Raw genomic sequence first — 8,877 nt, 5'->3', positions numbered from 1 at the left:
CCGGACAGACCAACACAAGGACAGCCCAGCAGGGCGTCAGTCAGTGCCCGAGTCACGACCGCCGGAACCCGAGTATCAGCATCAATGTCAGTGCCGTGCTGTGCCCTCTGGGGGGCGACCCCCAGACCCCCGGTAGGGTTCTTGCGTGGAGCCCGACCTGTTCACCGCCGCAGCAGAAGAACGCCAGGAGAAGGACCCGACCGGCAGCCCCCTCGCCGTGCGGATGCGCCCGCGCACCCTCGACGAGGTCGTCGGCCAGCAGCATCTGCTCAAGCCCGGTTCGCCCCTGCGCCGCCTGGTCGGCGAGGGTGCCGCCGGCCCCGCCGGGCCTTCCTCGGTCATCCTCTGGGGCCCGCCGGGCACCGGCAAGACCACCCTGGCGTACGTCGTCTCCAAGGCCACCAACAAGCGCTTCGTGGAGCTGTCGGCGATCACCGCGGGTGTCAAGGAGGTCCGCGCGGTCATCGACGGCGCCCGCCGCGCGGTCGGCGGGTACGGCAAGGAGACCGTCCTCTTCCTCGACGAGATCCACCGCTTCAGCAAGGCCCAGCAGGACTCCCTGCTCCCGGCCGTCGAGAACCGCTGGGTCACCCTGATCGCCGCCACCACCGAGAACCCGTACTTCTCGGTGATCTCCCCCCTGCTCTCCCGCTCCCTCCTCCTCACCCTCGAACCGCTCACCGACGACGACGTCCGGGGCCTGCTGCGCCGCGCCCTCACCGACGAGCGCGGGCTCAAAGAGGCGGTGGGCCTCCCCGAGGACACCGAGGAGCACCTGCTGCGCATCGCCGGCGGCGACGCCCGTCGCGCGCTGACCGCCCTGGAGGCCGCCGCCGGGGCCGCGCTGGACAAGGGCGAGACGGAGATCGGGCTCACCACGCTGGAGGAGACCGTCGACCGGGCCGCGGTGAAGTACGACCGCGACGGCGACCAGCACTACGACGTCGCCAGCGCCCTGATCAAGTCCATCCGCGGCTCCGACGTGGACGCCGCCCTGCACTACCTGGCCCGGATGATCGAGGCCGGCGAGGACCCCCGGTTCATCGCCCGCCGCCTGATGATCTCCGCCAGCGAGGACATCGGCCTCGCCGACCCGAACGCCCTGCCGATCGCCGTCGCCGCCGCCCAGGCCGTCGCCATGATCGGCTTCCCCGAGGCCGCCCTCACCCTCAGCCACGCCACCATCGCCCTGGCCCTCGCCCCCAAGTCCAACGCCGCGACCACCGCCATCGGCGCCGCCCTGGACGACGTACGCAAGGGGCTCGCCGGGCCCGTCCCCGCGCACCTGCGCGACAGCCACTACAAGGGCGCGGGCAAGCTCGGACACGGCCAGGGGTACGTGTACCCGCACGACCTGCCGGAGGGCATCGCCGCCCAGCAGTACGCCCCGGACGCCCTGAAGGAGCGGACGTACTACACGCCGACCCGGCACGGCGCCGAGGCGCGGTACGCCGACGCCGTGGAGTGGACCCGGGGGCACCTCGGTCGCAAGCGGCCGTGAGCAGCCTGTAGACTCGGGGGGAGTGCCACGTCCCGTGCAGTCAGAACGGGGCGACCGGCCGGAACCCCCAGCGGGTTCCAGGAGCGTCGCGCACCGTCGATCGGTGTCGCGGGCAGCCCACCACCACCCGGAGCTCCGGGAGAGGTTGGTGGGCCACTCGCGTGCTGCACGTATGTGCCCAGACCAGGGGAGCGGCTGCCCGGCAGGTCCCACCCGGACCAGGCGGGTTTCCCCGGCTGCGGATGCGACCTCCCTCAACCCTGACAAGCCGGAAACTCAGAAAAGAGACACAGACAGTGGCGAACCAGTCCCGCCCCAAGGTCAAGAAGTCGCGTGCCCTCGGCATCGCGCTGACCCCGAAGGCCGTCAAGTACTTCGAGGCCCGCCCCTACCCGCCGGGTGAGCACGGCCGCGGCCGCAAGCAGAACTCGGACTACAAGGTCCGTCTGCTCGAGAAGCAGCGTCTGCGCGCGCAGTACGACATCAGCGAGCGCCAGCTCGTCCGCGCCTACGAGCGTGCCTCCAAGACCAGCATGAAGACCGGTGAGGCCCTGGTCATCGAGCTCGAGCGCCGTCTCGACGCGCTGGTCCTGCGTTCGGGCATCGCCCGCACGATCTACCAGGCCCGCCAGATGGTCGTCCACGGCCACATCCAGGTCAACGGCCAGAAGGTCGACAAGCCGTCCTTCCGCGTCCGTCCGGACGACGTCGTGCAGGTGCGCGAGCGCTCCAAGGAGAAGACGCTCTTCACGATCGCCCGTGAGGGTGGCTTCGCCCCCGACGGCGAGACCCCGCGCTACCTCCAGGTGAACCTCAAGGCCCTGGCGTTCCGCCTGGACCGTGAGCCGAACCGCAAGGAGATCCCGGTGATCTGCGACGAGCAGCTCGTCGTCGAGTACTACGCCCGCTGACCCCAGCCCCGGCGCAGTACACCCGCGGTACCTCAGCCCGCCGTCTCCCCGCCCTTCCGGGTGGGCGAGGCGGCGGGCTTCGCCGTCCGCGCTTCCTGGGCGGCACGCCGCCCGCCCCCGCGCGGCGCCGGCACCGAGCCCGGCGCGCCGGGCCGCCGCAGCGCCCGCGCCACCACCTCCCGGCGGCCGAGCCGCGCTCCGTGCCGCACGCACTCCTCGTACCGCTCGTCGCCCAGCTGTTCCCGGGCGGCCGTCTCGCACAGCTCGTGCGGCGCGTTGTAGTGCGCCGAGCCGAACAGCGGCAGCCCCACCGACGGCCACATCCGCCCGGCCGCGCCCTGGAGCACCGCCGCCTCGGCGGCGTCCCCCTCCGCCAGCGTGACCAGGGCGAGCAGCTCCACCGCCAGCACCGAGCCCAGCTGGTCCCGGAAGCGGTGCGCACTGCGCAGGCAGTCGGCCAGCAGCTCGTGGGCACGCGCCGGTTCGCCGTCGTTCCAGGCCGCGTAGGCCAGCACGTACAGCGCATAGCTCCGGGCCCAGCGCTCCCCGTGGTCCTCGCACACCTGGCGCACGTCCTCGCACAGCCGCACCGCGTCGGGCAGATCGCCCTGGAACGCCCGTGCCATCGCCAGCTCCACCTGGCCCATCAGGACATTGCTGTTGAGCTCGCCGATCTCCCGGTAGCGGTGCAGCGCGGAACGCAGCAGCGTCTCTGCGCGTGGCATGTCGTCCGTGACCAGCGCAAGACAGCCGGTGCGGTGCTCCGCGTACGCCATCGCCGTGGGGTTGGCCGACCGCTCGGCCTCCTCCCGGCACTCCTGGAGCGCCGCCAGCGCCGGCACCATGTCGCCCTGCAGGATCGCCACGTAGGCGAGCACCCACAGCGCCTTCAGCCGGGACTGCTCGCCCGCCGTCCGCTCGGCGTCCAGCCGCACCGCCTGCTCCAGCCAGTGCCGCCCCTCCGACAGCCGGCCGCAGCCCACCCAGTGGAACCACAGGGCGCCGGCCAGGTACTGGCCCAGGTGGGCCTCGTCCGGGTCGGCCAGACAGTGCTCCAGGGCGCTGCGCAGATTGGGCAGCTCCGCGTCCACGCGCGCGGCGACCTGGCGCTGACGGGGCGAGAACCACTCCAGCTCGCACCAGGTCGCCAGCCCCACGTACCAGTCCCGGTGCCGACGCCGCAGCCGCGCCGCGTCGCCTGTCGCCTCCAGCCAGTCGGCGCCGTACGCCCGCACGGTGTCGAGCATCCGGTAGCGCACCCCGGCAGGGCTCTCCTCGCGGGTCAGCACCGACTGGGCGAGGAGCGCGGAGAGCACGTCGAGCACGTCCTCGGCGGGCAGACCGCCGCCGCTGCACACGTACTCGGCGGCCTCCAGATCGAACGGCCCCGCGAACACCGACAGCCGCGCCCACAGCAGCCGCTCGCCGGGGCTGCACAGCTCATGGCTCCAGCCGATCGCCGTACGCAGCGTCCGGTGCCGCGGCAGGGCGGTGCCGTCCTCGCAGGTCAGCAGGCGGAAGCGGTCGTCCAGTCGCTGCAGTACCTGGCCGGGCGACAGCGTGCCCAGCCGTCCCGCGGCCAGTTCGATCGCCAGCGGGATCCCGTCCAGGCGCCGGCACAGCTCGCGCAGCTCCCCGCGACCCTCGTCCAGGTCGTCCTCGCACCCGTAGGTCACGTGCCGCTGCGCCGCCCGGACGGTCAGCAGTTCCACCGCCTCCTCCGAGGTCAGCGGCGCCAGCGGAACCAGCCGCTCCCCGGCCACCCCCAGCGGCCTGCGCCCCACCGCCAGGATGCGCAGCCCCGGGGCGCGGCCCAGCAGGTCCTTCGCCAGCGCGGCGCAGGCGCCCACCAGGTGCTCGACCCCGTCGAGGACCAGCAGCAGCTCCCGCTCGGCGAGATGCGCGAGCAGTGTCTCGCGCGGCAGCCGCGTCGTGTGGTCGGTCAGGCCCAGCGCCTCCACGACCGCGTAGTCGACGAACTCCCCGTCGCGCACCGGCGCCAGCTCCACCCGCCAGACCCCGTCCCGGGGCGCGCACCGCGCGGCCGCCCGCGCCGCCAGTCGGGACTTGCCGACCCCGCCGGTCCCGGTCACGGTCACCAGCCGCGCGGAGTCCAGCGCCCCGGCCAGCCCGGCGAGTTCCGGCGCTCTGCCCACGAAGGTGTCGAGTTCCAGCGGGAGGTTGCCGGGCGGGGTGCCGTCGCGCCGAAGTTCTCGCATGGAACACGAAGCGTACTCATTCGTATGCACTGCGTACAACCGCCGGACCCGACTCCACTGTGCGCGGACGGTAATCCGGTGCGGAGCTCCACGCCCGGCGCGATAGGCTCGGTGCACGACTTTCTCGATGTTCAGGCACGTCTTTCAGGGAGCGGGTGCACACAGTGTCCGGTGGCGAGGTGGCCGGGATCCTGGTGGCCGTCTTCTGGGCGATCCTGGTCTCCTTCCTCGCCGTCGCACTGGCGAGGCTGGCCCAGACGCTCAGGGCGACCACCAAGCTCGTGGCGGACGTGACCGACCAGGCCGTCCCGCTGCTGGCCGACGCCTCCTCGGCGGTGCGTTCCGCGCAGACTCAGATCGACCGGGTCGACGCGATCGCGTCCGACGTCCAGGAGGTCACCTCCAACGCCTCGGCACTGTCGACCACCGTGGCCTCCACCTTCGGCGGCCCCCTGGTCAAGGTCGCGGCGTTCGGGTACGGCGTGCGCCGGGCACTCGGCGGTCGCAAGGAGGACCAGCCGGCCAAGGAGCCGCGGCGCACTGTGATCGTCGGCCGTACGATCCCGTCCGCGCGGCGGACGAAGCGGAAGAAGGACTGATCCAGCGATGTTCCGCCGTACGTTCTGGTTCGGCACCGGCGTCGCCGCCGGCGTCTGGGCCACCACCAAGGTCAACCGGAAGCTCAAGCAGCTGACCCCCGACAGCCTCGCCGCGGCCGCGGCGAACAAGGCCCTCGACGCCGGCACCCGGCTCAAGGACCGGGCGGTGGGCTTCGCACTGGACGTCCGGGAGAACATGGCCCAGCGGGAGGCCGAACTGGACGACGCGCTCGGGCTGAACGCCCCCGTCGACCACGAACTCCCCACCCCCAGGCGCTACGCCGCCATCGAGAACCGCAACGACCCGAAGTCCGTCGTCGACGTCAGGACGACGTACTCGTACAACCGGAATGAGGACCACTGATGGAGTCGGCCGAGATTCGTCGCCGCTGGTTGAGCTTCTTCGAGGAGCGCGGTCACACCGTCGTCCCTTCGGCGTCGCTCATCGCGGACGACCCGACTCTGCTGCTGGTCCCGGCCGGCATGGTGCCCTTCAAGCCCTACTTCCTCGGTGACGTCAAGCCGCCCTTCAGCCGCGCCACCAGCGTGCAGAAGTGCGTGCGCACGCCCGACATCGAAGAGGTCGGCAAGACCACGCGGCACGGCACGTTCTTCCAGATGTGCGGCAACTTCTCCTTCGGCGACTACTTCAAGGAAGGCGCCATCAAGTACGCCTGGGAGCTGCTCACCAGCCCCCAGGACAAGGGCGGTTACGGCCTCGACCCCGAGCGCCTGTGGATCACCGTCTACCTGGAGGACGACGAGGCCGAGCGCATCTGGCGCGACGTCGTCGGCGTGCCCGCCGAGCGCATCCAGCGCCTCGGCAAGAAGGACAACTACTGGTCCATGGGCGTCCCGGGCCCGTGCGGCCCCTGCTCCGAGATCAACTACGACCGCGGCCCCGAGTTCGGCGTCGAGGGCGGCCCGGCCGTCAACGACGAGCGGTACGTGGAGATCTGGAACCTCGTCTTCATGCAGTACGAGCGGGGCGAGGGCATCGGCAAGGAGGACTTCGAGATCCTCGGGGACCTGCCGAGCCAGAACATCGACACGGGCCTCGGCCTGGAGCGACTCGCCATGATTCTGCAGGGCGTGCAGAACATGTACGAGATCGACACCTCGATGGCCGTCATCAGGAAGGCCACCGACCTCACCGGTGTCGCCTACGGCGACGCCCACGCCTCGGACGTCTCCCTGCGCGTGGTCACCGACCACATGCGCACCTCCGTGATGCTCATCGGTGACGGCGTCACCCCCGGCAACGAGGGCCGCGGCTACGTGCTGCGCCGCATCATGCGCCGCGCCATCCGCAACATGCGCCTGCTGGGCGCCACCGGCCCGGTCGTCAAGGACCTGATCGACGTCGTGATCGGCATGATGGGACAGCAGTACCCCGAGCTGATCACCGACCGCGAGCGGATCGAGAAGGTCGCCCTCGCCGAGGAGAACGCCTTCCTCAAGACGCTGAAGGCCGGCACCAACATCCTCGACACCGCCGTGAGCGACACCAAGGCCGCCGGCGGCACCGTCCTCGCCGGCGACAAGGCCTTCCTGCTCCACGACACCTGGGGCTTCCCGATCGACCTCACCCTGGAGATGGCCGCCGAGCAGGGGCTGTCCGTGGACGAGGACGGGTTCCGCCGCCTGATGAAGGAGCAGCGGGAGCGCGCCAAGGCCGACGCCCAGGCCAAGAAGACCGGCCACGCCGGTGTCGGCGCCTACCGCGAGATCGCCGACCAGTCCGGTGCCACCGACTTCGTCGGCTACACCGACACCGAGAGCGAGTCGACGATCGTCGGCATCCTCGTCGACGGTGCCTCCTCCCCGGCCGCCTCCGAGGGCGACGAGGTGGAGATCGTCCTCGACCGCACCCCGTTCTACGCCGAGGGCGGCGGCCAGATCGGCGACACCGGCCGGATCAAGGTCGACACGGGCGCCGTCGTCGAGATCCGCGACTGCCAGAAGCCGGTCCCGGGCGTGTACGTCCACAAGGGCGTCGTCCAGGTCGGTGAGATCACCGTCGGCGCCAAGGCCCACGCCGCCATCGACGGCCGGCGCCGCACGGCCATCGCCCGCGCCCACTCGGCCACCCATCTCACCCACCAGGCCCTGCGCGACGCCCTCGGCCCGACGGCCGCCCAGGCCGGCTCCGAGAACCAGCCCGGCCGCTTCCGCTTCGACTTCGGCTCCCCGTCCGCCGTGCCGACGGCCGTGATGACCGACGTCGAGCAGAAGATCAACGAGGTGCTCGCCCGCGACCTGGACGTGCAGGCCGAGGTCATGGGCATCGACGAGGCCAAGAAGCAGGGCGCCATCGCCGAGTTCGGCGAGAAGTACGGCGAGCGCGTGCGCGTCGTGACCATCGGAGACTTCTCCAAGGAGCTGTGCGGCGGCACCCACGTGCACAACACCGCCCAGCTGGGTCTCGTCAAGCTGCTCGGCGAATCCTCCATCGGTTCCGGTGTGCGCCGTATCGAGGCCCTGGTCGGTGTGGACGCCTACAACTTCCTCGCCCGGGAGCACACGGTCGTCGCCCAGCTCCAGGAGCTGATCAAGGGCCGTCCGGAGGAGCTTCCGGAGAAGGTCTCCGCCATGCTCGGCAAGCTGAAGGACGCCGAGAAGGAGATCGAGAAGTTCCGTGCCGAGAAGGTCCTCCAGGCCGCCGCCGGTCTCGCCGAGTCCGCCAAGGACGTCCGCGGTGTCGCCCTCGTGACCGGTCAGGTGCCGGACGGCACCACCGCCGACGACCTGCGCAAGCTGGTCCTCGACGTACGCGGCCGCATCCAGGGCGGCCGGGCCGCGGTCGTGGCCCTGTTCACCACGGTCAACGGCAAGCCGCTGACGGTGATCGCCACCAACGAGGCCGCCCGCGAACGCGGTCTCAAGGCCGGTGACCTGGTGCGCACCGCTGCCAAGACCCTCGGCGGCGGCGGTGGCGGCAAGCCGGACGTCGCCCAGGGCGGCGGCCAGAACCCGGCCGCCGTCGGTGACGCCGTCGACGCCGTCGAGCGCCTCGTGGCGGACACCGCCAAGTGAGCGCCGAGCAGCAGGACACCCCGGCGCTGCGCCGGGGCCGCCGCCTCGCCGTCGACGTCGGGGACGCCCGTATCGGGGTCGCTTCGTGCGACCCCGACGGGATCCTCGCCACCCCGGTGGAGACGGTCCCCGGCCGGGACGTCCCGGCAGCCCACCGCCGCCTGCGACAGCTCGTCGAGGAGTACGAGCCGATCGAGGTCGTCGTCGGCCTCCCTCGCTCCCTCAAGGGGGGCGAGGGCCCGGCGGCGGTCAAGGTCCGTCGCTTCGCGCAGGAGCTGGCGCAGGGCATCGCGCCCGTCCCGGTGCGCCTCGTCGACGAGCGGATGACGACCGTGACCGCCAGTCAGGGACTGCGCGCCTCCGGAGTGAAGTCCAAGAAGGGCCGGTCCGTCATCGACCAGGCCGCCGCTGTGATCATCCTCCAGCAGGCACTGGAATCCGAACGGGTGTCAGGCAGGCCACCCGGTGAGGGCGTCGAAGTGGTCATCTGATCGCGATACGGTAACGTTCCGCGCGATGCGGCGGCATTCGAACAGCCACCGCACAGCAAGAGGCGGAACGGAAGCCGGCCCTCATGACAGGCCGCGCACACCACCGTCTCGCGGCTCTAG

At 71.5% G+C, this 8,877-nt stretch carries 7 protein-coding genes; 6 read left to right on the top strand and 1 reads right to left on the bottom strand.

The window, feature by feature from the left end; translation table 11 throughout:
• The first annotated feature begins 145 nt into the window (after nucleotides 1–145).
• Both ACIGO6_RS35445 and rpsD read left to right on the top strand, forming a co-directional pair.
• The gene (locus tag ACIGO6_RS35445) at nucleotides 146–1,501 is read left to right on the top strand and encodes a replication-associated recombination protein A (RefSeq protein ID WP_399883754.1); all 1,356 of its coding nucleotides are present in this window, start codon (nucleotides 146–148) and stop codon (nucleotides 1,499–1,501) included.
• A 296-nt stretch (nucleotides 1,502–1,797) separates the two neighbouring features.
• A complete protein-coding gene (gene rpsD / locus ACIGO6_RS35440; protein ID WP_399883752.1) occupies nucleotides 1,798–2,412 on the top strand; it encodes a 30S ribosomal protein S4 in 615 nt (204 codons plus the stop codon).
• Between the two features lie 32 nt (nucleotides 2,413–2,444).
• On the opposite strand, the gene ACIGO6_RS35435 is transcribed toward rpsD, so the two are convergent.
• A complete protein-coding gene (locus ACIGO6_RS35435; RefSeq protein ID WP_399883750.1) occupies nucleotides 2,445–4,631 on the bottom strand; it encodes an ATP-binding protein in 2,187 nt (728 codons plus the stop codon).
• A 155-nt stretch (nucleotides 4,632–4,786) separates the two neighbouring features.
• Here ACIGO6_RS35435 and ACIGO6_RS35430 point away from each other — a divergent pair, with 155 nt between their 5' ends.
• Genes ACIGO6_RS35430 through ruvX form a run of 4 tightly spaced genes read left to right on the top strand, consistent with a single transcriptional unit; the run spans nucleotide 4,787 to nucleotide 8,757 of the window.
• Entirely contained in the window at nucleotides 4,787–5,230 is a 444-nt protein-coding gene (locus tag ACIGO6_RS35430) for a DUF948 domain-containing protein (RefSeq protein WP_399883748.1), read from the top strand.
• A gap of 7 nt (nucleotides 5,231–5,237) precedes the next feature.
• Nucleotides 5,238–5,594 carry a hypothetical protein gene (locus ACIGO6_RS35425; protein ID WP_399883746.1) on the top strand — a complete coding sequence of 119 codons (357 nt, stop codon included), beginning with the start codon at nucleotides 5,238–5,240 and terminating at the stop codon, nucleotides 5,592–5,594.
• Nucleotides 5,594–8,266: an alanine--tRNA ligase gene (gene alaS, locus ACIGO6_RS35420; RefSeq protein WP_399883744.1), complete on the top strand. Its 2,673-nt coding sequence runs from the start codon at nucleotides 5,594–5,596 to the stop codon at nucleotides 8,264–8,266. The genes ACIGO6_RS35425 and alaS overlap by 1 nt, the downstream gene beginning before the upstream one ends.
• A complete protein-coding gene (gene ruvX, locus ACIGO6_RS35415; RefSeq protein WP_399883742.1) occupies nucleotides 8,263–8,757 on the top strand; it encodes a Holliday junction resolvase RuvX in 495 nt (164 codons plus the stop codon). The genes alaS and ruvX overlap by 4 nt, the downstream gene beginning before the upstream one ends.
• Nucleotides 8,758–8,877: the final 120 nt, after the last annotated feature.

The organism is Streptomyces sp. NPDC053750 (assembly GCF_044544295.1).
Classification (GTDB): Bacteria; Actinomycetota; Actinomycetes; order Streptomycetales; family Streptomycetaceae; genus Streptomyces.
Note: the sequence above shows the minus strand (reverse complement) of the source record. Positions and strands in the feature narration are given on the sequence as shown.